Source organism: Nostoc commune NIES-4072, from assembly GCF_003113895.1.
Lineage (GTDB): Bacteria > Cyanobacteriota > Cyanobacteriia > Cyanobacteriales > Nostocaceae > Nostoc > Nostoc commune.
Genome location: NZ_BDUD01000001.1, coordinates 6,155,833 through 6,182,198 on the forward strand (window position 1 = coordinate 6,155,833; position 26,366 = coordinate 6,182,198).

Annotated in this window: 15 protein-coding genes and 2 pseudogenes; 4 read left to right on the plus strand and 13 right to left on the minus strand. The window is 41.5% G+C overall.

Translation table 11 applies throughout. From position 1 onward, the window contains the following. Positions 1-159: 159 nt before the first annotated feature. From CDC33_RS27405 to CDC33_RS27425, 5 genes are all read right to left on the minus strand, one after another. On the minus strand, positions 160-810 hold the full coding sequence (locus CDC33_RS27405; protein WP_109011601.1) for a Uma2 family endonuclease: 651 nt from the start codon (positions 808-810) through the stop codon (positions 160-162). Positions 811-824: 14 nt separating this feature from the next. Continuing rightward, positions 825-3,263 (minus strand): endonuclease MutS2, encoded by a 2,439-nt coding sequence (locus tag CDC33_RS27410; RefSeq protein WP_109011602.1) that lies wholly within the window; start codon positions 3,261-3,263, stop codon positions 825-827. A gap of 194 nt (positions 3,264-3,457) precedes the next feature. Further along, positions 3,458-3,754 (minus strand): DUF2288 domain-containing protein, encoded by a 297-nt coding sequence (locus CDC33_RS27415; protein ID WP_109011603.1) that lies wholly within the window; start codon positions 3,752-3,754, stop codon positions 3,458-3,460. A 133-nt stretch (positions 3,755-3,887) separates the two neighbouring features. After that, positions 3,888-4,925, minus strand: a complete 1,038-nt coding sequence (locus CDC33_RS27420; RefSeq protein WP_109011604.1) for an AI-2E family transporter — start codon at positions 4,923-4,925, stop codon at positions 3,888-3,890. Between the two features lie 157 nt (positions 4,926-5,082). Beyond that, positions 5,083-5,721, minus strand: coding sequence for a lysophospholipid acyltransferase family protein (locus tag CDC33_RS27425; protein WP_109011605.1), 639 nt, complete (start codon positions 5,719-5,721; stop codon positions 5,083-5,085). 133 nt (positions 5,722-5,854) lie between these two features. On the opposite strand from CDC33_RS27425, the gene CDC33_RS27430 reads away from it, so the two are divergent. The 3 genes and pseudogenes from CDC33_RS27430 to CDC33_RS27440 all read left to right on the plus strand — a co-directional run. Next, positions 5,855-11,263 (plus strand): trifunctional serine/threonine-protein kinase/ATP-binding protein/sensor histidine kinase, encoded by a 5,409-nt coding sequence (locus CDC33_RS27430; protein WP_109011606.1) that lies wholly within the window; start codon positions 5,855-5,857, stop codon positions 11,261-11,263. 105 nt (positions 11,264-11,368) lie between these two features. Beyond that, positions 11,369-16,774, plus strand: a complete 5,406-nt coding sequence (locus tag CDC33_RS27435) for a trifunctional serine/threonine-protein kinase/ATP-binding protein/sensor histidine kinase (RefSeq protein WP_109011607.1) — start codon at positions 11,369-11,371, stop codon at positions 16,772-16,774. A 199-nt stretch (positions 16,775-16,973) separates the two neighbouring features. Then, positions 16,974-17,324: pseudogene (locus CDC33_RS27440) on the plus strand (sensor histidine kinase); the annotation flags it as partial. Between the two features lie 178 nt (positions 17,325-17,502). On the opposite strand, the gene fabD reads toward CDC33_RS27440, so the two are convergent. The 5 genes from fabD to CDC33_RS27470 all read right to left on the minus strand — a co-directional run bounded on the left by fabD (position 17,503) and on the right by CDC33_RS27470 (position 22,569). Beyond that, complete coding sequence (gene fabD, locus CDC33_RS27445; RefSeq protein WP_109011609.1) at positions 17,503-18,384, minus strand: ACP S-malonyltransferase; 882 nt, start codon at positions 18,382-18,384, stop codon at positions 17,503-17,505. A 204-nt stretch (positions 18,385-18,588) separates the two neighbouring features. Next, entirely contained in the window at positions 18,589-19,581 is a 993-nt protein-coding gene (locus tag CDC33_RS27455; protein ID WP_109011611.1) for a beta-ketoacyl-ACP synthase 3, read from the minus strand. Positions 19,582-19,743: 162 nt separating this feature from the next. Beyond that, on the minus strand, positions 19,744-20,766 hold the full coding sequence (plsX, locus tag CDC33_RS27460; RefSeq protein WP_109011612.1) for a phosphate acyltransferase PlsX: 1,023 nt from the start codon (positions 20,764-20,766) through the stop codon (positions 19,744-19,746). 116 nt (positions 20,767-20,882) lie between these two features. Beyond that, a complete protein-coding gene (locus tag CDC33_RS39155) occupies positions 20,883-21,020 on the minus strand; it encodes a hypothetical protein (RefSeq protein ID WP_181374149.1) in 138 nt (45 codons plus the stop codon). A gap of 67 nt (positions 21,021-21,087) precedes the next feature. Further along, the gene (locus tag CDC33_RS27470; protein ID WP_109011614.1) at positions 21,088-22,569 is read right to left on the minus strand and encodes a leucyl aminopeptidase; all 1,482 of its coding nucleotides are present in this window, start codon (positions 22,567-22,569) and stop codon (positions 21,088-21,090) included. A 79-nt stretch (positions 22,570-22,648) separates the two neighbouring features. Between CDC33_RS27470 and CDC33_RS40675 the strand changes: the two are divergent. Beyond that, a pseudogene (locus tag CDC33_RS40675) lies at positions 22,649-22,840 on the plus strand (type II toxin-antitoxin system RelE/ParE family toxin); the annotation flags it as partial. A 624-nt stretch (positions 22,841-23,464) separates the two neighbouring features. Here the strand turns inward: CDC33_RS40675 and CDC33_RS27480 are convergent. The 3 genes from CDC33_RS27480 to CDC33_RS27495 all read right to left on the minus strand — a co-directional run bounded on the left by CDC33_RS27480 (position 23,465) and on the right by CDC33_RS27495 (position 26,312). Next, positions 23,465-24,631 carry an EcsC family protein gene (locus tag CDC33_RS27480; RefSeq protein ID WP_109011615.1) on the minus strand — a complete coding sequence of 389 codons (1,167 nt, stop codon included), beginning with the start codon at positions 24,629-24,631 and terminating at the stop codon, positions 23,465-23,467. A gap of 347 nt (positions 24,632-24,978) precedes the next feature. Beyond that, positions 24,979-25,218, minus strand: a complete 240-nt coding sequence (locus tag CDC33_RS27490) for a type II toxin-antitoxin system PemK/MazF family toxin (protein WP_109011616.1) — start codon at positions 25,216-25,218, stop codon at positions 24,979-24,981. A 275-nt stretch (positions 25,219-25,493) separates the two neighbouring features. Then, on the minus strand, positions 25,494-26,312 hold the full coding sequence (locus CDC33_RS27495; protein ID WP_109012728.1) for an alpha/beta fold hydrolase: 819 nt from the start codon (positions 26,310-26,312) through the stop codon (positions 25,494-25,496). Positions 26,313-26,366 lie beyond the last annotated feature (54 nt).

A 26,366-nucleotide genomic window follows, 5' to 3' on the forward strand; every position in this document is an offset into this window, starting at 1 on the left:
TCTTGTCTCGTTTTGAATAAACATTTTTGTCATAAAACAAATAATTAAAACATGAAAAATTTCGATATTTTGCCTCGTCAAATTATACCGTAGATTACATTATCTTCATCTATACCACTATCCACAACCTTTTGGAGTAGCTAATTCTAACAATTTGAACTAAATCGGGCTACTAATTTTCTGCCTTATCCACGCACGAAATCCTTTCATTGTTGTATTTCTGCCATTGGTTTTACTGAGCATCAAATATTCGGGAATTACTTGCTGAATTGGTAAATTGGGGAAAATAGAACTGGTATTTGATTCTAGATATTTACCATTGAACAGCACGTTTATTTCCAGTTTTCTTCCATTCCATCGCCACAGTTCTGGTACTCTCAAATCTTGATAATTATTGAAACGAGTCCGGGAGGTAATATCAATTTCAATAGCCAAATCTGGAGGCGGGTCAATTTCTAAATTTATTCTATCTTTGCCTCTAACTCTAGCTTCATTTTGGATATAGAAACAATCATCGGGTTCTACCCCAGCATTCATAGTTTCCTTATCAAAAGTTGTAGAACCTAAACTCCAAAATTCCAAATCGAGTTCTTCTAATAAAAGTTTTACCAAATCCCCAATAATAACTTTAGCTACTTCATGCTCTGGCAATGGAGCCATTATTTCCAGCATCCCTTGACTGTAACCTATGCGTGAACTCCGATTGTCTCCTAGTTCTGCTAAAATTCGTTTGTATGCCGGCCAGGAGACATCTTTGATCAACAACTGATGACCGGCTTTAACAATTAGTTGATTGAGTTCAAGTAACATAGCATTTTTGCTCTTTATTTTATGTGAGCAACGGTAACACCAGTACCACCATCTGCTTGTTCTGCTGGTTCGTAGTTGTTCACTCTGGGATGCTGTTGCAAAAAGGCGTGAACTCCTTGTCGCAGTTTGCCAGTGCCATACCCGTGAATAATCCAAACTGGGCCTGTAGCTTCCGAGATGGCTTTATCTAAAATGTATTCGGCATCAGCTACCCGTTTACCACGCAAATCGATGGTATTTTGCGAAGTCCGAATTTCTGGGACACTTTGCGGTGGTGGGGTTACTGCTGCTGGGGCTGGTTTGGGTTTGACGATTGGTTCGGGTTTTTGACCATCTAGAGATTCTACATCTTGCAATTTCACGTTCATCTTCATTAGCCCAAAGCGAACGCTTAACTCGCCATCTTCATCGGGAGCGGTGATTACATCTGCGATCTGTCCCAATTTTGGAATGCGGACGCGATCGCCTACTTTGGGCATAAATCCAGCTTTTGGTTTTGCTGGCGTTGCTGGCTGATAAAGTTGGCCAATTTGATTCAAAGCATTGGTAGCTTGCTGGGCCTCTTGGGCTGTGGGCGTACCTTTCTGCAAACGGCGAATTACTTGGGCAATTTCACCTTTTGCTTGAGCGATCGCTTGTTGGACTGCTATTTCTTGTGAAGCCCGCAAACTACTTTCCCTTTCCTCCAAACTTGCAGCTTTTGCGGATACTTGTTTGTATAAACGTTCCGCTTGCTGCAACAAATTTTGGGCTTCGGCTGCTTTGGTTTCCTGACGACGGCGTTGGGCTTCTAAGCCAGCAATTACTTGGTTAACTTCATCTGTAGCCTCTCCAACTTGGGTTTTTGCCTGTTGTACAACTTCTGGCTTTAATCCCAAGCGTAGGGCAATAGTTAAGGCGTTAGAACGTCCTGGGATGCCCCACAACAGACGATAAGTAGGCGAGAGAGTACTTTCGTCAAATTCTACAGAGGCATTTTCAAAGCGATCATCTTCGTATTTCAGGGCTTTTAATTCCCCGAAGTGAGTGGTGGCGATCGTTAGCTGGGCATGGTTAGCTAAATATTGCAACAAGGCGATCGCTAAGGCACTTCCTTCAACTGGATCGGTTCCTGCGCCGACTTCATCGAGTAAAACGAGTGATTGGGGATTGGGGATTAGGGATTGGGGATTAGGAATTTCCTTTTCCCCAGTCCCCAGTTCCAAGTCTCCATTCCCTAATGCTTCTAAAATCCGACTAATGCGGCGGATGTGTCCAGAAAATGTGGATAAACTTTGCTGCAAAGATTGTTCATCGCCAATATCTGCTAGCACTTTATCAAACCAAGGTATTTCTACTGGTTCGCGGGCGGGGACAAATAAACCCACTTTGGCCATCAATGCTGCTAACCCTAGAGTTTTTAAGGTTACAGTTTTACCGCCAGTGTTTGGCCCGGTAATCGTCACTACCCGGATTAGCGGATTTATCAGCAAATCTACAGGAACTACTGGTTGCCCTTGTTCGTGCTGTTGCTGCCACACTAACAAAGGATGTCGCAAATTCCGCAAGGTAATGATTTCACTATCTCCACGCTGAATAAATCGCGGGGGATTCGCTCCTAGCCAGTAGCTATACCGCGATCTAGCGGTTGCGAGATCCAAAGTGGTAGCGATCGCTAATAATCTTTCTAAATCTGGTTTGACTGCGGCTACAAGTTCAGTCAAAGCACGGCGAACCGCTTCTTCTTCTGCTTGCTCTCTTCTAATTATTTGCCGCAGTTGGTTGCCCAAAGGCACTACTGAATTCGGTTCCACATATAGCGTGGCACCGCTAGTAGAAGTATCGTGGACAATACCGGGGATGGCATCTTTTTGGGGTGCTTTTACGGGGATCACAAAGCGATCGCCCCGTTGCGTAATTAGCTGTTCTTGAACTGCGCCAGATTTTGCCTGTAATATATTTTGCAGCTTTTGAGTAATCTGGCTGCGTACTCGCCGCAAGTCTGTGCGAATTTCTCCCAGTTTTTGACTCGCGCGGTCAGTTACCTGGGCCCGTTCATCAATACATCGGTGAATTTCTTGCTCTAATTCTGGATAAGTTCGCAAATCGGCAACCAAATCAGTCAATATCGGCAAATCTTCCTGATTGTCAATGACACGGCGCAAATTTCTAGTACCAGCGAGGGTGGTAGCGATCGCTAACAGTTCATCCCCTGCTAAAACTCCACTGCGTTCTGCCCGTTCTAAGGAATCGCCAATATCTTGAATTCCCTCAAATGACAGTCCCGTGGTCAAGCGAGTTTCCAGCTGGTAGACTTCTTTGGTTTGCTCTAACAACTGTTCGCTTTGGATCTGAGAATCAGGTATTTTCAGATGACGCGCAGCTGTCGCCCCCAGCTTGGTTGCCGCAAAGGTGGCAAGGTGCTGGCAGAGGCGATGCCATTCTAATAGTTCTAAGGTTTCAGATTGGATCAAGGTTTCAACATCTAATCTGAAATTATCGTAACAATTCTAGCTCCTAGATGGCTAAATCTTAAAGGAGAAAATTTTCCTTTAGTGAATGGTCGAGAGGTATATTCGCTCTCTACTTCTTATTGTATTAATGTATTTTATGCTACATCAATATTTTTATTGACTTTAGCTCCGATGGAAAACGCCAAAAAAACTGATTAAGCAGCAACTATTTCTTGTGCTAGAACATAAGGCTGAACGATGAGAGTATTAAATCGTTTAGTGCGATCGCTATTCCATTCTCCTATTTGTACTATCGTTGGTTTGGTAATTAATTGCTCATCAATCCATAGTTCCACTGATGGGGTGTTATCACTGGCGATCGCTACTCCAACATCCACCAAGTTTAGCTCAAGCGCCACCAAAATTACTGCATCTCTTTGTACATGAGGAATTAGCCACTCCCATTCTGCCTCATCCAAAATTTCTGTTAATTCCGCTCTTAAATCCGACATTATTCCTCAATTTTTATTGGCTAAGAAACTATTCTACATTAATTACTAGAGACGCGATTCATCGCGTCTCTACTTCCAACTCTTGTACAGACGCGATTCATCGCGTCTCTACTTCCAACGATTCATCGCGTCTCTAAACCTCTGATTTCATCTCATCAATTTCAAATAAAGATACGATGACTCCAGCGATGGGAATAGATATAAAAACCCCTAATAAACCTGCTACTTTAGCGCCTACTAGCAAAGCAAAGAATACTACTACAGGATTAAGATTCAGCGCATCTTGCATAATTCGAGGTGAAATCAAGTTGTCTTGTATCTGCTGAAGAACAATACAAGCTATTAAGACTTTCAATGCTAACCAAACACCTTGAGACAAGACAACTAAAGTAACTGTGCTTACTCCTAATGTTGCTCCTATGCCAGGAATGATATCAAGAATGCCGACTATTATTGACAATATCAAAGCAAAAGGTACTTTTAATACTAAAAAAACTAAAAAAGTCGTACTTGTGAGAAATGCGCTTAATAACAACTGACCTCTAAAAAATCCTAGAAACGAGCGTCTGATTATTTTTGTAAATCTACTTCGGCGATGTTTTGGTACTATTTTTATGGTAAAATTCCACAACTTGTCTCCATCTAGCAACATAAAGAAAGCCACAACTGCAATCAATATAAAGGTAAGGAAATTCGTCATGAATCCTTGTAAAACAGCCAAGCTAGTAACAAGACTAGATACAGCTTGGTTTCGCAATTGTTCTTGAATAAAACTTAAATTTATCTGTAAATTACGGTTTCGCAAAAACTTTTCTAGTTGCTCTAATAGAGGTAATAAAGAATTTACAAAGCCAGTTATACTGTCAATTAATTGTTGTCCTTGAGATAAAACCGTTAAGCCGACAGTAATTATCAGACTGCCAATAACCACAATGCTGAACAAGAAAACGACACTAACAGCTACCCCGTGGGGCAAAAAACGCCGCAGCCATTGTACAGGATAGCTGAGTAAAAAAGCTAAAATTGCAGCAAATGTAAAAATAACAATGACCGCTTCAAAGTAAGCTAAAAGTTGTACAATTGCCCAGCCAGAAGCAACTAAAAGTAAAAAGCGGACTAACGCCAGATTATTTAATCGTTCCCAAAAATTCTTGGCTTCAAAGCCGCTCATATATATGTTGTTTAGAGAGAAACTTATGGTAAATTTGCCTAGCAGTTGCATTTAAGCACAAAGTTAGACTTTATTGCTAGAGCACATTGACCTTAAACATACAGAGGCCAAGGCGCGATCGCTACCTCCCTAAAGCATATATCTGAACTTGTCTAGCTTATCGTCCTAAATCATGCATCTGGTTAATTACTGTGGCACACTTTTGTGTCAACGCCTCCAATTCCTCTTTATTACTGGAACTGGGAGCATCAATCAAATTACCAATTCTCACGGTGATGGGAACTGCGCGAGGTAGGGACGAGCCTTTTTGTAAAATCTTCTCAGTACCCCAGACACTTACGGGTAATATTGGAGCTTTTGCTTTCGCCGCTAGCAGCAGTGCGCCTCTTTTGGGGTCTGTAATTCGACCATCTGGGGTGCGAGTACCTTGCAAGAAAACACCGACAGCCCAACCATTATTGAGATATTCTAGGGCGGAACGGATGGCATTGCGATCGGCACTTCCTCGACTTACGGGGTAAGCACCATACAATTTAATCGCTTGCGCCAAAACTGGGATTTTAAATAACTCTTCCTTAGCCATGTACGCTACTGGACGACGTACACAGTTGGAGACAATTGGCGGGTCAAAGTAACTAGCGTGATTACTCACTACCAATAACGGCCCTGATTGGGGGACATTCTCCGTACCATAAATCTGGCCCCGAAAGTAAGCGTGAAGCATGGGGCTAACGACCGACCATTTAAAGGCGTGGTAAAGTGCCAGACTGATAAACGGTTCGCGGTTTCTGTCCACAGAAGATAATTCAAATCAGACTGAATTTAGCATACGCGATCGCAAGGCCCAGAGCAAACGCAAAAAGCATTGCAGATGAATTGCTTCACCCATCTGGGAATACTAACTCCAGAAAATATTAGGATTTAGCAGTATGAATACCACTACAGTAAGTATTCCCGGATATCGCATCAGTGAAGAACTTTACAATGGTTCCAGAACGCTGGTTTATCGAGGGTATCGAGAGATTGATTCATTACCAGTAGTGATTAAACTCCTGAAAAATCCTTATCCGAGTTTCAGTGAACTCTTGTGGTTTCGCAATCAGTACACTATCGCTAAAAATCTCAACTCACCCTTAATTATCCAAACTTATAGCCTGGAACAATACCAAAATGGCTATGTGTTGGTGATGGAAGATTTTGGAGGGATTTCTCTTAAAGATTATTTCACCTCGGTAGAGACGCGATATATCGCGTCTCTACAAGAGGTTTTAGAAATTGCGATCGCACTATCCAACATCTTAGATATACTCTACCACTCGCGCATTATTCATAAAGATATTAAACCTGCCAATATTTTAATTAATCCCGAAACAAAACAAGTTAAATTAATTGACTTTAGTGTTGCATCTTTACTGCCACGAGAAACTCAAACCTTAATTAGCCCCAATGTGTTAGAAGGAACACTGGCTTATATTTCGCCAGAACAAACTGGACGAATGAATCAAGGAATTGACTACCGCACAGATTTTTATTCTTTGGGCGTAACTTTCTACGAATTACTGGCTGGAAAATTACCATTTCAGTCAAAGGATGCGATGGAGTTGGTGCATTGCCATATCGCAAAAACAGCGCCTTTAATACATGAAATTAATTCAGAAATTCCATTTGTATTCTCAGAAATTGTTAGCAAACTGATGGCGAAAAATCCCGAATACCGCTATCATAGCGCCTTAGGATTGAAGTATGATTTAGAAAAGTGCTTGCTTCAACTCAAAGAAACAGGTAAAATTGGAAATTTCCCAATTGCACAACAGGATGTGTGCGATCGCTTCATTATTCCTGATAAATTATATGGCAGAGAAACCGAAGTAAAAACCCTATTGCAAGCATTTGAAAGAGTCAGCCTTGGGGCAACCGAAATGATGCTAGTTACTGGCTTTTCGGGGATTGGAAAAACTGCGGTTATAAACGAAGTTCATAAACCTATTGTTAGGCAATATGGTTATTTTATCAAAGGCAAATATGACCAATTTAATCGCAATATTCCCTTCAGCGCATTTGTGCAAGCCTTCCGAGATTTAATAGGGCAACTATTGAGTGAAACTGATACCAATTTGCAACAGTGGCAGGATAAAATTATTACAGCGTTGGGTGAAAATGCCCAAGTTATTATTGAGGTCATCCCAGAACTAGAACGAATTATTGGTTCTCAACCTCCGGCTGTAGAACTATCTGGAATGGCGGCTCAAAATCGCTTCAATCTGCTGTTTGAGAAATTTATTCAAATTTTCACCACACTAGAACATCCCTTAGTAATCTTTTTGGATGACTTGCAGTGGGCAGATTCGGCATCATTGAAGCTGATGCAGTTACTCATGGATCAATCCCAGAGGGGCTACTTGTTGCTGCTTGGGGCATACCGAGATAATGAGGTCTTCTCGGCACATCCTTTAATGTTGACATTAGATGAAATAGGCAATGCAGGAGCGGTAATTAACAATATTATCCTCAGTCCATTATGTCAAGTAAGTGTGAATCAGTTGTTAGCAGATAGCCTTAATTGTCAACTGGAATTAGCACAGCCATTAACGCAACTGGTATATCAAAAAACCAAAGGAAATCCCTTTTTCACCACCCAGTTTCTCAAGGCATTGCATCAGGATAATTATATTCAATTTAATTTTCAAAGCGGGCATTGGCAATGTAATATTGCCCAAATCAAGCAATTGGCGCTGACAGAAGATGTGGTGGAGTTTATGGCACAACAATTGCAGAAACTAACACCAGCAACTCAGGAGGTTTTAAAACTGGCGGCTTGTATTGGTAATCAGTTTGATTTGCATACCTTGGCGATTGTTTATCAACAATCCCAAACCGAAACCGCCGCCGCATTGTGGAAAGCATTACAGGAAGGTTTGATTTTACCACAGAGCGAAGTTTATAAGTTTTATGTAGGTCAAGAAAATCAAGCCAGTAATCAAGAAATCGCTCATGCTGTAGCATATAAATTTTTGCACGATCGCGTCCAACAAGCCGCTTACTCACTGATTCCTGAAGATCATAAACAGATAACCCATGTCAAAATTGGCCGCCTGCTGTGGCAAAATACCCCTGAAGCTGAACTAGAAAATCAAATTTTTGCGATCGCTAATCAGCTAAATATTGGGCTTGAACATTTCCATCAACCTGAAGAACGCCATGAACTTGCACAGTTAAATCTCATGGCTGGGAAACAAGCAAAAGCCTCAACTGCATACAGTTCAGCAATTGCTTATCTGAAAATAGGTATTCAATTGCTACCATTTAACCCTTGGGAATCTGACTACAATTTAACTTTAAGCTTGTATAACGAAGCAACCGAAGCTAGTTATCTGTGCGGTGAAAATGGCGCAATGGAAGATTTTGCCCAGGAAATTTTACAATACGCCAAAGCTATCACTGATACAGCTAATGTATGTGAAGTAAAAATTGAAGCTTACACAGTCCAAGGAAAATTATTGGCAGCGATCGATACAGCTATGCAATTTTTGCAGCCAATAGGTATTGAGTTTCCTAAAGAACCGACAGATGAGGATTTTGTTCTCGCTTTGCAAGAGACTCAAGCTATCTTAAGTGACAAAACAATTGCTGAATTAGTTGATTTGCCAGAAATACAGAATCTGGAATTACGTGCAGCCTTGCGTGTCTTAGTTAAAGTAACTACTCCTGCTTATCTGGCAAAACCTGAACTCCATCGCTTGCTAGTGCTGAAAGAAGTTGCTCTTTCTATAAAATACGGAAATACTTCCGGTTCTGCCTTTACTTACTCAGTTTATGGACTCATGCTTTGTGGTCAACCAAATAGTATCTCAACAGGTCATGAATTGGGTAAGTTAGCGTTGCAACTGCTGTCCAAATTTCAAAATCAGGAATACGAAGCAAGAGTCGTTTTAGTAGTTCATCATTTTGTTACTCACTGGAAAGAACCTGTAATAACAACCCTCAAACCATTACTACAAGCTTATGCCATTGGGCTAGATACTGGGGATTTAGAGTATGCTGGTTATGCTGCCTACATTTATTGCTTCCAAGCTTACATCGCTGGTCAAGAACTAACCAAACTAGCTAATGAATTAGAGATTTATGGAGCAGCAATAGAAAAAATTAACCAAAAAACCGCACTCAATTATAACAATATTTATCACCAAGTAATCTTAAATTTAATTGAGTCAAAAACCACTCCTTGGGAATTAGTTGGTGCAGCATACAATGAAAGTTCAATGCTGACGTTACATGAACAAACTAATGATGGCACTGGTTTATGGCATTTATTTGTCAACAAATTGATGCTTTGTTATCTGTTTCAAAAACTAGATTTGGCGGTGCAATATGATTTCAAAGCTAAACAATATTCCGGTTCAGGATATGCGATGGTGAACACTCCAGTGCTGAACCTTTATGATTCGCTGTTGCAATTGGCTTTATTTCCTACGTCGTCATCCGGAGAACAACAGAGGATTTTACAGCAAGTAGCAGAAAATCAGGACACCATGCAACAATGGGCAAATTATGCACCCATGAATCATCAGCATCGATTCGAGTTAGTGGAGGCAGAAAAGTGTCGGATACTAGCACAAAAAACCGCAGCAATTGAATTTTACGATCGCGCCATTTCTCTTGCTAAAGAAAATGGCTACATCCAAGAAGCAGCACTTAGCAATGAACTTGCTGCCAAATTCTACCTTGATTGGGGCAAAGAAAAAATTGCCCAGGTTTATATGCAAGAAGCTTACTACTGCTATACCAGTTGGGGAGCCAAAAGCAAAGTAGATGACTTAGAACAACGCTACCCAGAACTTCTGCGGGCCATTCTCCAACAAAAAAATCCCAAACTTAATTTGCAAGAAACACTGAGCAACAATGTTGCATTTAGTAATATTCACTCTTCAACCCATATCTCAAGTTCCGCCAGTAGCAATTCGGTGCTAGACTTTGGCTCTGTCTTTAAAGCCTCCCAAGCAATCTCTACCGCAATTCACTTAGATGAGCTAATCGAGAAGCTAACTCAGATTATTCTCGAAAATGCTGGTGCTGATCGGTGTGCGTTAATTCTCTTTCAGAATGGCTCATGGGAAGTGCGAGCGATCGCCACTCTAGAAGGTACTATGTTGCAAGCAGCACCTTTAGATAATCATTCTGGTATTCCAATCAAACTGATTCAGTATGTGAAAAACACTCTAGAAACAGTTGTAATTGATGACCTTAAAACCCATTTGCCTAATGTGATTGGGGAATATATGCGCCAGCATAAACCCAAGAGTGCGCTGTGTATGCCAATTCGGAATCAGGGGAAGCTACTGGGGATTTTGTACTTAGAAAATCAGCTAACAATAGGTGCATTTGTAGGCGATCGCTTAGATACATTAAAATTATTAACCAGTCAAGCGGCAATTTCTCTAGAAAATGCCTTACTCTACAACACCCTAGAGCAAAAAGTAGACCAGCGTACCCAAGAACTTCATCACAAAAATCAGCAATTATCCTCTACTCTCCAAGAACTACAACAAACCCAAGCTCAATTGATTCATGCTGAAAAAATGTCGAGTTTAGGGCAAATGGTAGGTGGAATTGCCCATGAAATAAATAACCCAATTAGCTTTATTTCCGGTAACATTATATATCTAAAAGAGCATTTTCAAGATTTGCTAGAGGTTATTAATCTTTATCAACAGCAATATCCACAACCTACTACCGAAATTCAAGCTTATCTCAATGAAAAAGATTTAGATTATGCGATCAAAGACGTACCAAATATGTTGAATTCTATGCAACAAGGTAGTCAACGTATTCAGAATATTGTCTTATCTTTGCGAAATTTTGCCAGACTTGATGAAGCCGATATCAAAGCCGTCAATATTCATGAGGGTATTGAGAATACTTTGGTAATTCTGCAACACCGACTTAGTGAAATTGAAATTATCAAAGACTATGCTGAACTTCCGCAAGTGAATTGTCACGCCAAACAAATCAATCAGGTAATTATGAATATCTTGAATAATGCCATTGATGCCTTAAATGAAGTCCAAAAAACAAGTACCATTACAATTCGTACAGCACTAAGCAATTCTTTAACTAAGAGTGTGAGTATTCGTATTGCCGATAATGGGATTGGAATTTCTGAAGAAATCCAAAAACGAGTATTTGACCCCTTCTTTACCACAAAAGCTGTCGGTAAAGGAACGGGATTAGGATTAGCAGTAGCCTACTCCATTATCTCAACTCATGGCGGACAAATTAATTTCGTTTCTAAATTAGGACAGGGGACGGAATTTGAGATTATCCTACCTGTCGGAAGATGAAGGTGGAAAGAGGTAGAACAGAATTTATGAGTGAAATTGCAGTGTTATAAAATTCCTTACTGTATCTGGGAATACTAAATGCTGAGGTCTTAAAAATTTAAAAGTATGGTTAGCACTATAGTTAGTATTCCCGGATATCGTATCAGTGAAGAACTTTACAATGGTTCAAGAACCCTAGTTTATCGAGGGTATCGAGAGGCTGACTCATTACCTGTAGTGATTAAATTGCTGAAAACTGATTATCCGAGCTTTAGCGAACTGGTACAATTTCGCAATCAGTACACCATTGCCAAAAATCTTAACTCACCTCTAATCATCGAAACCTATAGCCTGGAACCTTATCAAAATGGCTATGCGTTAGTAATGGAAGACTTCGGGGGGGTTTCGTTGAAGGAATGGGGAGTCAGGGGAAGCGTAGAATCTCTAATAGAGTTTTTACGGATTGCGATCGCATTGTCTAACACCTTAGATATACTCTACCGCTCGCGCATTATCCATAAAGATATCAAACCCGCCAATATTCTAATTAACCCCAAAACCAAACAAGTCAAATTAATTGATTTTAGTATTGCCTCTCTGCTACCAAGAGAAACTCAAACTCTCCTCAATCCAAATGTGCTGGAAGGAACGCTGGCTTATATTTCACCAGAACAAACTGGACGAATGAATCGCCAGATTGACTACCGCACTGATTTTTATTCAGTCGGTGTGACTTTTTACCAATTACTCACTGGAAAATTACCATTTCAGTCAGAAGATGCGATGGAGTTGGTACATTGTCATCTTGCGAAAACAGCAACCTTAGTACATGAAATTAATTCAGAAATTCCATCTGTGCTTTCTGCAATTGTCAGTAAGTTGATGGCAAAAAACTCTGAAGACCGCTATCAGAGTGCATTAGGGCTAAAATACGACTTAGAAAACTGCTTGATTCAATTGCAGGAAACGGGTACAATAGAAAACTTCCCAATTGCCCAACGGGATTTGTGCGATCGCTTCGTGATTCCTGATAAAATTTATGGACGAGAAACTGAAGTTAAAACCCTACTGCAAGCATTTGATAGAGTAAGCCTTGGCGCAACCGAAATAATGCTCGTTGCTGGGTTTTCCGGCATTGGAAAAACAGTAGTTGTCAATGAAGTTCATAAACCCATTGTGCGGCAACGCGGCTATTTTATCAAAGGGAAATATGACCAATTTGGGCGCAATATTCCCTTCTCTGCTTTTGTGCAAGCATTCCGGGATTTAATGGAGCAATTATTAACAGAAAGTGATATCCAAATTCAGCAATGGAAAACTAAAATATTAGAGGCTGTTGGTGAAAATGGGCAGGTAATTATTGAAGTAATTCCCGAACTGTCAAGAATTGTTGGCGAACAACCGCCAGCGATAGAGTTATCAGGAACGGCGGCAGAAAATCGCTTTAATTTATTATTTAAAAAATTCACTCAAGTCTTTACCAGTGCATCACATCCCTTAGTAATATTTTTAGATGACTTGCAATGGGCAGATTTGGCATCGCTCAAGTTAATGCAGCTATTAATGACTGATACAAGTCATCTTTTCATTATTTGTGCGTACCGTGATAATGAAGTCAATCCAACACATCCATTGATATTGACTTTGAATGAAATTGCGAAATCACAAGCTACGATTAATACGATTACTTTAGCACCACTGAGTCAAGGGCAAGTCAATAAGTTAATAGCTGATACGCTCAAATGTTCAGAAGATTTAGCATGGCATCTTTCTGTATTGATTTATCAAAAAACTAAAGGAAATCCGTTTTTTGCCACACAGTTTCTCAAAGCATTACATCAAGATGGATTAATCAACTTTGATGTTGAGTTAGGCTGTTGGCAATGCAATCTATCACAAGTGACGGCTCAAGCAGTTACAGATGACGTTGTAACTTTCATGAGTTTGCAACTGCAAAAATTACCGCGATCGACTCAAAATGTCTTGCAGTTAGCAGCTTGTATTGGCAACTCTTTTGATTTATCAACTTTGGCGATTGTTTCGCAGCAATCGGAAATTGAGACAGCTGCGGCTTTGTGGAAAGCTTTGCAAGAAGGGTTGATTTTACCAATTGGTGATGTTTATAAGTTTTATGTGGGGCAAGAAAATCAAGCACGTACATCACAAAATCAACTGATTGTTACATACAAATTCTTACACGATCGCGTCCAGCAAGCCGCCTATTCTCTAATTCCCGACGACCAAAAACAGACGACTCATTATCAAATCGGAAAACTACTGCTGCAACAGATTTCCGCACAAGCAACAGAAGACCGGATTTTTGAAATCGTCAACCAATTAAATCACGGAACTGCTTTAATTACCCAACCAACACAACGAGAAGAATTAGCTCGACTCAATTTAATTGCTTGTCGCAAAGCTAAAAGTTCAACCGCCTATCAAGCAGCGCGTGAATATACCGATGTGGGATTATCTTTGTTGGGACAAGCTTGGCAACAACACTATGAAATGACCCTCGCTTTCCATGAATTAGCGGCAGAAGTGGCAATGCTGGGCGGTGATTTTGAGACGATGGAACAGTTCATTAATATTGTCATCGAACAGGCCCATGACTTACTAGAAAAGGTCAATGTTTACCGCATTAGGATTCAAGCCAAGGTTTCCCAAATGCAATTTACTCAAGTATTGGGCATCGGCATCAATCTCTTACAACAATTGGGGATAACGATTACCGAATCACCCACAATGGCAGATATTCAGCAATCAATCCAAGAAATTAGCGAATTCATTGGCGACCAAAAAGTTGAAGATTTTGCCAATCTCCCTGTCATGACCGATGCCAAAAAAATAGCCATTACCCAGATCGCCAGCAGTATCATGGCAACCGCTTACAGCTGTGGCTCTCTTTTGTATCCATTATTAACGACCTTGGTCGTCAAATTATCTCTGCAACACGGAAATATCTCTGTTTCTGCTACTAACTATGCTTGCTACAGCCTGGTTCTCTGTAACATCCAGAAAGATATAGATTTAGCTGCACAGTTTGGCCAGTTAGCATTGCATCTCGCTTCAAAATTCGATGATAAAGCGCCGAAACCTGAAGTATTTTTGCTGCTAGGTGGTTATATTCTCCACCGAAACTATCACATTGCAGAAACTTTACCCCTTTTGAAGGAGGGCTACACACTGGGGCTAGAGATTGGCAACCTGGAATATGCTGGATATTGCGCTCAAACTTTCTGTCGGAATGCTTTTTACTGCGGTCAACCCCTTGCTGAGTTGGAGCAAAATACACGCAATTACTATCATGCTTTAGTGCAATTGAAACAGTTAGGATCGGCAAATTCCTGTGCAATCTATTGGCAAGCGATTTTAAATTTACTGGGTTTTGCAGAACATCCCACTATTTTTTCTAGCTCTGCACTCCAAGAGGCAGAATTTCTGCCTCTGCTGCGGTCTGCAAATGATTGGCATAACTTATGTATGTTTTACTTATATAAGTTGACCCTTTGCTTTTTGTTTGGGGAATTTGAGGCAGCAAACAACCTTGTGCTTGAGTGCAGAAACTATTTCATGGGAGGTGCAAGTACAGTTGGCGAACCTGCATTTTATTTCTATGATTCTTTGATTGCTCTAGCACAATTAACTCAGAGATCGGGCGAAGTATCAACAGCATTAGAGCGAGTAGCAGAAAACCAAACTCTTTTACAGCACTGGGCGCACTATGCCCCAATGAACTATCAGCATAAGGTTGATTTGGTAGCGGCTGAAAAATGTCGAGTATTAGGACAAAAAACCGAAGCAATTGAGCTATACGATCTGGCAATTTCTCTTGCTAAAGCCAACGAATATATCCAGGATGAAGCCCTTGCCAACGAACTAGCAGCAAAGTTTTACCTAGATTGGGGTAAACAGCGCATTGCTGGAGAGTACATGATTGAAGCTTACTACGGCTATGCTCGCTGGGGTGCAAAAGCCAAAGTCGCTAATTTAGAAAAACGCTATCCCCAATTACTCGCTCCAGTATTACAGCAAACTCGTTCGGCTCTTTCCACTCATGAAACTATCTTTGCTGTGGGGACTGTCACTTCCACATCTGCCACTTCTAGCACCAACGTCTCATATACCCTAGATTTAAAAGCGATTCTCAAAGCTTCCCACACAATCTCCAGTGAAATCGAACTAGAAAAATTGCTCTCATCGTTACTGAGAATTGTCATCGAAAATGCGGGGGCTGATAAATGCGTGTTAATGCTGTTGCGAGACGATCGCCTGTTAATTAAAGGATCGATGTCCCAAGGAACACAGCCAGTTGTGTTGCAGAGAACTCCTGTTGAAGATAGCCAAGATATTCCCCACAAACTAATTTACAAAGTCAAGCACAGCAATCAAACTGTTGTCCTGATGGATGCGACAGCCGATCCGATTTTAGCCAATGACCCGTATATTGTGCGTCAACAGCCTAAAAGTATCTTGTGTAGCCCAATTTTGCATCAAGGCAAGTTGATGGGGATTTTATACCTGGAAAACAGTTTAGCCAAGGGAGCGTTCACGAGCGATCGCGTCGAACTGCTCAACTTACTTTGCGCTCAAGCGGCAATTTCTTTGGAAAATGCCCGACTTTATGAGCGATCGCAGCAATATGCTCAACAACTAGAGCGATCGTTTGAAGCATTAGAAAATGCCTTAAACGATTTACAGCAAGCACAAATCCAAATAGTTCAAAGCGAAAAAATGTCGGCGCTAGGTAACTTAGTTGCCGGAGTTGCCCACGAAATCAATAATCCCGTCGGCTGCATTATTGGCAACGTTGGTGCTGTCCAAAATTCCATCAATGACCTATTTGCGTTGATTGACCTCTACAACGATAAATTCCCTCAACCTGGGACTGAGATTGAAGAAGAATTAGAGACAATCGACCTAGAATATTTACGAGACGATTTACCCAAGTTAATTAGAGCGATGAAAGATGGGGGCGATCGCATTAAGTCTATCAGTAAGAGTCTTCGTACTTTTTCGCGTGCTGATAGCGATCAAAAGCAGTTATTTAACCTGCATGAAGGGATTGATAGCACCATCTTGATTTTACGCCATCGCCTCAAGGCTAATGAGACTCGTCCAGCCATTGAAGTTGTCACTAACTACGGTAATATTCCGGCAACTAATTGCTTTCCCGGTCAATTAAATCAGGTATTTATGAATATTCTTGCTAATGCTATTGATGCATTAGATGAATCAAATAATGGTCGGAGTTTTGCCGAAGTGAAAGCTAATTCTAACCGAATTACAATTCAAACATCGGTCGAAAATGACAGGGTAAAAATTGCCATTATTGATAATGGAAAAGGAATGAGTGAGGAGGTAAAACAAAAGATTTTTGACCATTTATTTACGACTAAATCTGTTGGTAAAGGAACGGGTTTAGGATTGGCGATCGCTCGTCAAATCGTTGAAGAAACGCACGGGGGCAAATTGAGTTGTAACTCAGTTCTGGGTGAGGGTACAGAATTTATTATTGAAATTCCGGTCTAAAATTTTCCTCTTGCTTTATAAACAATTTCATAGATTCTGGGAACACTAAATCTATAAGTATTAAACCAATTCGCAATTCGCAATGGGCTAACGCCCCGCTCCGCTAACGCAATTCGCAATTACGTTTTGTGACGGGGATTTAGACCCCGACACAAAACGTGCTGCCTATCTTGCTGGGGACTTAAACCCCCAAAGTTCGTTAAACCAGGTATTTATGAATATTCTAGCTAATGCTATTGATGCTTTAGAAGAATCAAATACTGGGCGAACTTTTCAGGAAATTAAGAAAAATCGTAACCAAATTACAATTAAAACATCTTTGGGAAATGGATGCGTAAAAATTGCGATCGCTGATAATGGCAATGGAATGAATGAATCAGTGAAACAAAAGATTTTTGATCACTTATTTACTACAAAAGGTGTGGGAAAAGGGACAGGATTGGGGTTAGCGATCGCTCGTCAAATCGTTGTAGAAAAACATGGAGGAGCGATCAAGGTAGATTCTAGACCAGGCGAAGGTACTGAATTTGCGATCCACTTACCGATGTAGTATATACCTACGTCTGCATATTCATAGGAATTTTCTGGAAATTTTCAGCCTAAATAGTTATCTCTGCTACTCCATGCTTACTCAATTCTACTTTTTCAGTCAAAATTCATTCTGTTAGCGGATAGCTAAGATTTAGCGCATTCTGACTCCTGACTCCTGAATTCTGTTTAATAAAGAATTAATCAGGCAAATCAGCAGCATTCTGGATATTTTTTAATATTAAGTCAGGGCTACTACGTTTAATTAAACCAGTTAGCACTTTACCAGGGCCAATTTCTATTACTTGCTGAATGCCGTTGGCTGGTAATTGTAGAGAAATTTCTCGCCATCTTACAGAACCAGTCATTTGTTTATTCAGACGCTGCTTTAAAATCTCAGCATCAATAGAGGCAATTGGTTCTACATTAGACAACACTGGTACAGTAGCTGGCTGAAATTCCACAGATTCTAAAATATCTTGAAATTCCGCAGCTGCTGGTGCTATTAAATGTGAATGAAATGCTCCAGAAACTTTTAAGGGAATAGCACGCTTTGCTTTAACTTGAGTCATTACCGCTTGAACAGCCTCAGTCGTGCCTGAAATTACTACCTGAGCCGAACTATTATCATTTGCTATCACCACATCAGGCGTTTGAGCAATGACTTTTTCTAACTGTTCGCAATCAAAATTCATCAAAGCTGCCATCATCCCACCGACGGCATTATCCATGAGTTCTGCACGGCGCTTTACAAGATATAAACCAGCTGACCATTCAAAGACACCCGCTACATAAAGGGCAGAATATTCTCCCAAACTGTGACCAGCAACTAAATCTGGCTGGTGTCCTCGTTCCCGGAGAAGGTCAGCAAGAATACTTTCTATCACATAAAGACTTGGCTGAGTGTATAGTGTCTGTGATAACTTTTCTTCTTGGTTTTGACAGATTTCAGTTACAGACCAGCCCAAAATCTCCTCAGCTTTAGCAAGCTTATCTTTAGCAGATGGTATATCTAATAAATCCATTCCCATTCCCAGCGTTTGGGAACCTTGTCCGGGAAACACCCATGCAGTTTTAGTCATTGGTCAATAGTCATTGGTCATTGGTCATTAGCTGGGGACTGGGGACTGGGGACTGGGGACTGGAGAGTAGGGACTGGAGAGTAGGGAGTGCAGGGGGGACAAAGTAACTTGAGTGATGATAACTTGCAACAAGTCTTTCTCCTTGTCCCCTTGTCCCCTTGTCCTCTTATCCATAACCAGTCCCCAATACCCAGTCCTCAGTCCCTATCTTCCCCATTGAAAAATTGCCGCACCCCAGGTAAGACCGGCACCAAAGCCGGATGCAGCAATGATGTCATTGGGTTTAATTTTACCTTCCCGCACTGCTTCATTTAAAGCTAAGGGAATGGAAGCAGCAGAGGTATTGCCGTACTTGGCAAGATTACTTATAATTTTATGTTCTGGGACATTCAGCCGTTGAGCAACAGCATCAATAATTCGCTGATTGGCTTGATGCAATAGCAGCCAATCTATTTGATCAACACTGAGGTTAGCTTGAAATAAGGCTTTATCAATGATTTCTGGCACTTTTTGCACAGCAAAGCGGTAGACTTCTTTGCCGTTCATAGTAATCGGTTGGTAAGCACCTTTGGTGATATTGACACCAGTGAGGAGTTCTTGGGAAGCGCCTGCATAAGCAAGATTGAGGTGATGGTTTTGAGTACCATCACTTTTAAGGGCAAATCCTAATAAGCGATCGCTTTTGTCAGCTTGCAATACTACTGCCCCTGCACCATCACCAAACAATACGCAAGTGCGCCGATCTTCCCAATCTACCCAGCGAGAGAGGATATCTGCCCCAATCAACAGTACGTTTTTATAAACACCTGTTCTAATGTATTGGGCTGCTGTAACGAGACCAAATACAAAGCCAGAGCAGGCTGCTGTCAAGTCAAAAGCTACTGCATTGGTGGCTCCCAATTGCGCCTGTACTTGACAAGCACTACCAAATAAATCATCAGGGGTGGAAGTTGCTAGCAGAATTAGGTCTAGGTCTTCTGGTTTAATTCCCGAAGCTGCGATCGCCTGACTGCTGGCGGCAGTAGCTAGCACACTCAAGGACTCAGATGGCAGGGCTAATCGCCGTTGACGAATTCCAGTTCTTGTAGTTATCCACTCATCTGATGTTTCAACTACTTCACTCAATGTCTGGTTATGTAGGGAAGTTGCTGGCACTGCCGAGCCACTTCCGGTAATTGCTACGCCTAAATTTTGCACTCCTAATCTCCCAAGCTATCAGCTTTTTGTCTCTTGTCTTTTATCAGTTGTCTTTTATCAGTTGTCATTGGTCATTTGTCCTTTGCCAGTTGTCCTTTGTCCTTTGCAAATGACTAATGACCAATGACTAATGACTTATGACTTATGACTTATGACCAATGACTAACCGCTTTCGCGCTCTAGGATATATTGGGACTGAATGCGTTGTAGCACCTGGTTGTCAACAGCTTCTTTTGCCATGCGAATTGCATTAAAAATTGAAGGAGCTTGTGAGCTACCGTGACCGATAAAACAGACTCCGGCCACGCCTAGCAGTAAAGCGCCACCGTGTTCTGCGTGATCCATGCGCTGCTTAATCCGCTTCAGGTTTGGTTTTAAGAGTGCTGAACCGATTTGACCGTGTAATCCTTGAGGTAATTCTTCCCGCAGAATTTGCAGAATCACTTCTCCGACGGCTTCGGCAAATTTTAATAATACATTGCCCACAAAGCCATCGCAGACAATCACATCAAAGCGACCGGAAAGCACATCACGCCCTTCGGCATTGCCAATAAAATTAATTTGAGAATTTTCGCGTAGTAGTTGGTGAGCGCGGACAGATGCATCATTGCCTTTAGAGTCTTCTTCACCGATATTCAGCAAACCTACCTTCGGTTCAGTTGTACCTAAAACATATTGACTGTAAGCCGATCCCATGACGGCAAACTGCTCTAAAAACTTCGGACGGCAATCTACATTCGCGCCGACATCAAGTACTAACACTGGCTTACCAGCAATAATCGTGGGGAAAACAGTCCCTATGGCTGGGCGGTCAATTCCTGGCAATCGTCCTAAGCGGAGCAAAGCAGATGCCATTGCTGCCCCAGAGTGACCGGCAGAAAACACGGCATCTGCTTTTTGCTGCTTGACTAAATCCATCGCCACATTGATAGATGCCTTGCGTTTGCGTCTAACTGCATTTAAAGGCTCCTCATCCATAGCGATCGCTTCCTGTGCAGTCACGATCTCCACCTGCCCTAAATTCGTTTTTGGCGGCAAGGCAGCTTCTATTTGTTGAGGATCACCAACTAGTAATATATCTACACCCAATTCTTCCCTTGCTCGCAATGCGCCAGCAACGATTTCACCGGGTGCGTGATCCCCCCCCATTGCGTCAATTGCGATCCTTACGCGAGTCGATCCCATTGCTCACAGTTTCTAGAAACCTTACAAATTTTACCAGATGGCAAAGCCCGAAAAAGCTTAACTTTCTGACTGCCAAATTATTTCTGTTACTATTGCAACAATTTTTGCTGGCAAGCTCAAGATAGCACGAATTTGGGCATTGGGGATTGGGGATTGGGGATTGGGGATTGGGGATTGGGGATTGGGCATTGGGGATTGGGCATTGGGCATTGGGGATTGGGCATTGGGGATTGGGCATTGATTATTCGCCTCATCTCCCTGATCTCCCTCATCTCCCTGATCTTCCCCTGCTTCCCCTGCTTCCCCTGCTCCCCCTACTCCCTACTCCCCACTCCCTTCTACCCAATTAACTAGCGTCCGAACGCCGTAGCCGGTTGCTCCTGCCCCGTTGTAGCCATTTTCTTTATCTGTCCACACTGGGCCAGCAATATCTAAGTGCGCCCAAGGTGTATCTTTGACGAATTGCTTAAGGAAAAGGGCGGCGGTAATAGAACCACCTGGACGCGGGCCAGTATTTTTCATGTCCGCAATGCCAGACTTTAGCCCTTCAAAATATTTTTCTTCCATTGGCATCCGCCAAATCTTTTCTCCTGAAGTTTGGGCAGCTTTCTCTAATTGAGAAGCTACAGCATCATCAGGAGTGTACAAACCAGCAATATCCTCACCCAAGGCTATGACGTTAGCGCCGGTTAGGGTGGCTAAATCCACGATCGCATCTAATCCCAATTTGTCGGCAAACACCAAGGCATCTGCTAGGGTCAAACGTCCTTCAGCGTCGGTGTTGTTCACTTCGATTGTTTTGCCGTTTGATGCTGTAAGAATGTCTCCAGGGTGCATGGCGCGACCGCTAATCATGTTTTCAGCCACCGCCGAGATGAAGTGAACCTCAACATCTGGCTTAATTTGAGCAATTGCTTTTGCCGCGCCCAAAGTAGCAGCTGCACCCCCCATATCCATTTTCATGGTTTCGATGCCGCTACCTGCACCTTTAATGTTGAGTCCGCCGGAATCGAAGGTTACACCTTTGCCAATTATTGCTAGTTTCTTTTTGGGTGTACCTTCTGGCTTGTAAGTCAGATGAATAAATTTAGGTGGCAACTCGGAAGCTTGGGCTACTCCCAAAAAAGCACCCATGCCCAACTTTTCACAGTCTTCTTTTTCCAGAATTTCTACTTGTAAACCGTGGTCTTTAGCGATCGCTTGAGCAGTTTGGGCTAAAGTAATTGGTGTTACTGCATTAGCTGGTGCTGCTACTAACTCTCGGGCCAAGTTTACGCCTGACACAATTTGATTGGCGCGGGTGATGGCTGCTTCTTGTCCACTGAATCCTAGTAATTCTACGGTTTCTATTTGTGAACCTTTATCTTCTGGTTCTGATTTAAAGCGATTATCTTGGTAAAGTGCCAATTCTATACCTTCTGCGATCGCTTGGGCGCTTGCGGCTGGATCGTTATTCCACAATGGGAAATTAAATCCCAAAATTTTGCTTTTTTGCTTTTTTGCCACTCTAGCTACAGCAGCAGCAGCGCGTCGCAAAGTGTCGAGTTTTAGTGCATCTGGTTTACCTAAGCCTACCAAAATCAATTTCCGCACTGGGCTACCAGGATTCACACGCGTGAAGATGGTACTGTTGGCTTTACCTTTAAATTCTTCTTCAGCAATTAGTTCTTTTAATACCCCGGAAAACTTTTGATCTAAAGTTGCCAATTCTCCAGTTAACTCTACTGCATCTTCAAATAATCCAATTGCCAAACTATCGCCTGCCCACTCTAGCAAAGGCTGATCACTAAGTTGAATTGTCATGTTGGGATTTTGTGTAAATATTCCTTCTTGTACCAGTATTGCTCAAATTTCTTGTTTCATCATGTGAGGGCATTGAAAGCAGGAGTTACGATTCTCAGCTTTTGGTGGTGTTTGGCGTGTGGCGTTTGCTTTTGATCCATTGAGATAAGCCATTTTATTGGTTGCAGGTGACAAATCCGGTATTAGCCAAAAACTTTTTTACAAACACTTAATTCAAAAGGCTGATGCACGCTACAAGAGTCATCTTAAAAAATTAAAAGAGGAAGGATAAGAAGAATGGGTAAAAGCCTAAGAGAAAAAATTAAAGAACAGCCAATAGAAAGCCAAATAAAAATTTAAAGCCGCGCTCAGGAATTAATAGCTCAGGAATTAACTAGGCAAAAACTTAGACTAGATAAAAGGAAAAGGTTTAAAAAAAGAGAGGTAGTTATATAGGATTACTATTTGATTTTTGAACGAAATTAAGTATTGTAGAGTGTGTTAGAACGGAGTTCGTAACGCACTATGAACACGAGTTTGATGCCGTACTCTCTGTGCTAACACATCCTACGTATATTTTCTCCAAATCAAACCGGATTCCTATATTTGGAAAAAAAATGATGATAGAGCATTAATTTAGTAAAACACTAGAAAAGCCTGCCAAACTTCAATGGCTTGGCAGTCTTTAAAGTTATTAAAAATGGCTAGTTTTGTGTCTGATATAGGAATCATATTTGATTTTTGAACAAAATTAGTGTGTTAGTATTGTAGGGTGTGTTAGAACGCAGTTCGTAACGCACCAAACCCTTGATGATGGTGCGTTACGCTGTCGCTAACACACCCTACGTATCTTTTCATAAATCAAATACTAGTCCTATACTAGTGAACTTTGCTTATAACTCCACTTTTTAATGCTCTATGCCGCAATTTTATTTTTGTCAATATCAAATTTGCTGGTGATCGCCTCTATTATTCTTTGTTCAGCTGGTGTAATCTTATTGTCAAGCTGGGCAATTTTGTAACACTGAGCCAGCAATGGTATAGCAAAATCACGATTCAGTTGATTGAGTAGTATATCCAAACACTTAAGTGATTTGATATTTTGGGCAATGGTATCCAACGAGTTATGACTGAGATTTACAGCTTGTAATTCTGGCAAAATTTCTTCCCAAGTCTTCTCTGGATGACTAGCGAGGATCATGTGAACTAAAATTTGATCCATGAGGGCTTGTTGAGCGATCGCAGTTTCTAAATACTTTTCACTCTCTGCTTTTAATGTTACTAGTGTCTGTGGCGATGAGAACGAATTTGATTCCTCTAGCTTGGCTTCGTAAAATCGACAAGCAGCATACCCCAATGAATAAATCATCGTCGCATTTGAACTAGCTCCAATTACCGCACCCGCCAAGGGTATATTTCGCAGCAAGCCTAATCCCGCAGCTTTCAATAGACGACCTCCACCCAAGCCTAGACCAAAAATTGCCAAAATTTCACCTTTACGCGCAGGATCTTTTAAATCTAGCCCGTAGACAGATGCAATCTGATAAAGCATTTCTGACTGAATTTTGGTTGTGGCTGTTAAATCAATTGCCAACAATGCAACTGCTAATCCTGGCAAAACACTTGTTGCTAGTCCAACTGTGCCTGCTTGAGTTGCTTTTTCCACCATGATTCGGTGAGCAATCTGGCTAGCTGATTCATTTGGATACTGTTGTTTGAGCTTGTTTACCGCAACTTCTGCTTTTTCCAAATCAACAGCGTCAGTAGTACCAATTAGCCAATTTAGATTTAATACTCCAGATAGCTTTCTAATCAACCAATTTTCGTTGAGGCGATTCACAAATTGACCGCTACTTTGAGTTGTTTGCTCAATAAACTTGTGTGTTTCTTTCGCTGTCGTTTCTCCCACCTCTACTGCTGTGTCTAAAACTGCTTTGCCAGTCTCAGCAACAGTTTTAATAAAAAACTCTACTATAGACGGTTCATTTTCTACTGATGATTGAGCCTGGATTTGTACTTCTGAAGTTTCTCTGGGTGAATTAACTGATTTATTCACTTCTATTTCTTGTGGTTTGTCTGCCATTGCTTGACACCATCTTGTAAAGCCTCTCTTTTGGTTATAGCGAAATTATGAGCGGCTCTACATCCCTCTATAAACGTAAATATCAGTTTCAGATTAACTATTTTCTTTTCTGAATAACTGTCTTAATCCATCAACAATAGGAACATATTGCTCAGGGGTGAGTGTTCCCAAATACGCCAAAACTCGATTTATATCTAATCCCCGCGTTTGATCTAGTAAGACAATGGAAGACAGAGACAAACCACCAGCACCACACCAGCTAACAAACGCGGATATAAGCTGGGATTATTAAACCAATTCGCAATTCGCAATGGGCTAACGCCCCGCTCCGCTAACGCAATTCGCAATTACGTTTTGTGACGGAGATTTAGACCCCGACACAAAACGTGCTGCCTATCTTGCTGGGGACTTAAACCCCCAAAGTTCGTTAAAGGTGCAATCATTAGCATTGGATAGCGGACTTCTCGCCAAGGTATACCGACCACTATAGCAGGTCGAGTTCCTTGCTGTTCACGTCCTCTAGGAGTACTAGTAGGCAAATTTACTATAACTACGTCCCCACATTCAAGCAAATCAGCTTGGAGCATTCTTGCCACCAACAACTTTTAGCCCAACTCCAGGGATATATTCTAATGGCTTGCCTTTTGGCTGTCCTTGGGAACCCCAATCATAAGAGTCTTCTGGAAATAAATTTCCTTCGCTTTGATTAATTTCGTCATTTAATAATTGCCACAGTTGATGTTTTTCTTCTAAAGGAAGGTTAGCAATGGCATCTAGAAGTCAGTTTGACAGTTGTTGTGGTCATAGTGGGTTTTGAGTTTGTTTAATTAATTTTTATTTGATGCGATCGCGCCTCACCCTATCATCTCACTTCTAGCCCCCTACCTATATCAGCATTACTTTCTAAAAAGTCGTTATCCTTAAGAATTTCGTAGAGATTAATATCTTCTTCTAGCAAGCAAGCGTGTCCACAATGGGGCAATACTACAATTTTGGTATTTGGTAAGATATTCCCTATCCGCTTTACTTCAGTTACAGAAGGTAAAAGGCGATCGCTACCACCAGCAATCAGCAAAACTGGTTGAGTTAAGCAACCTAGCTGTTCGTTATCAATCTCAAATTCTCGCAGTAAAGACAACCGCCAAAGAACGGTTTCTGGCGGCACAGAACGCATAGTTTTCAGCAGTTCATGGCGATCGCTCCGAGAAATGCGTGGCAAAGATGCTATAAATGGCAACAATCCCAGTGCGCCAACATCATACAATTCTGATGGCACTAAGTAAGTTATTTGCGATGCCCAATTCAACCAAGGGCGAAGACGAAAGGACGAAGCTGGGTTAATTAAGATAATTCGCTTAAATAAATGCGGTGTTTGAATCGCTACTTTCATTGCCAAGCAACCACCAAAGGATTCACCACACAGGTAAACTGCCCTTTGAGAGCTTTTTTCTAATTCGGCGTAGATTAAGTCCAATACACTTTTCGCTAACACATCCCAAGTGTTAAGGTCTTTGCGTGGGATCGCTAAACAACGGACATCAAAGCCAGTTTCTAATCCAGCCGTTTGCGATCGCAATAGTTGACCAGTTCCATCCATTCCTGGCAAATATACTAACAGGGGATACTCTGGCTTGACTCGTTTAGGAGTTAGAAAACAAGGATTTAGCTCAACTTCTTGGATAGTCATTTGTCATTGGTCATTGGTCATTGGTCATTAATCAATGGTATAAAACTT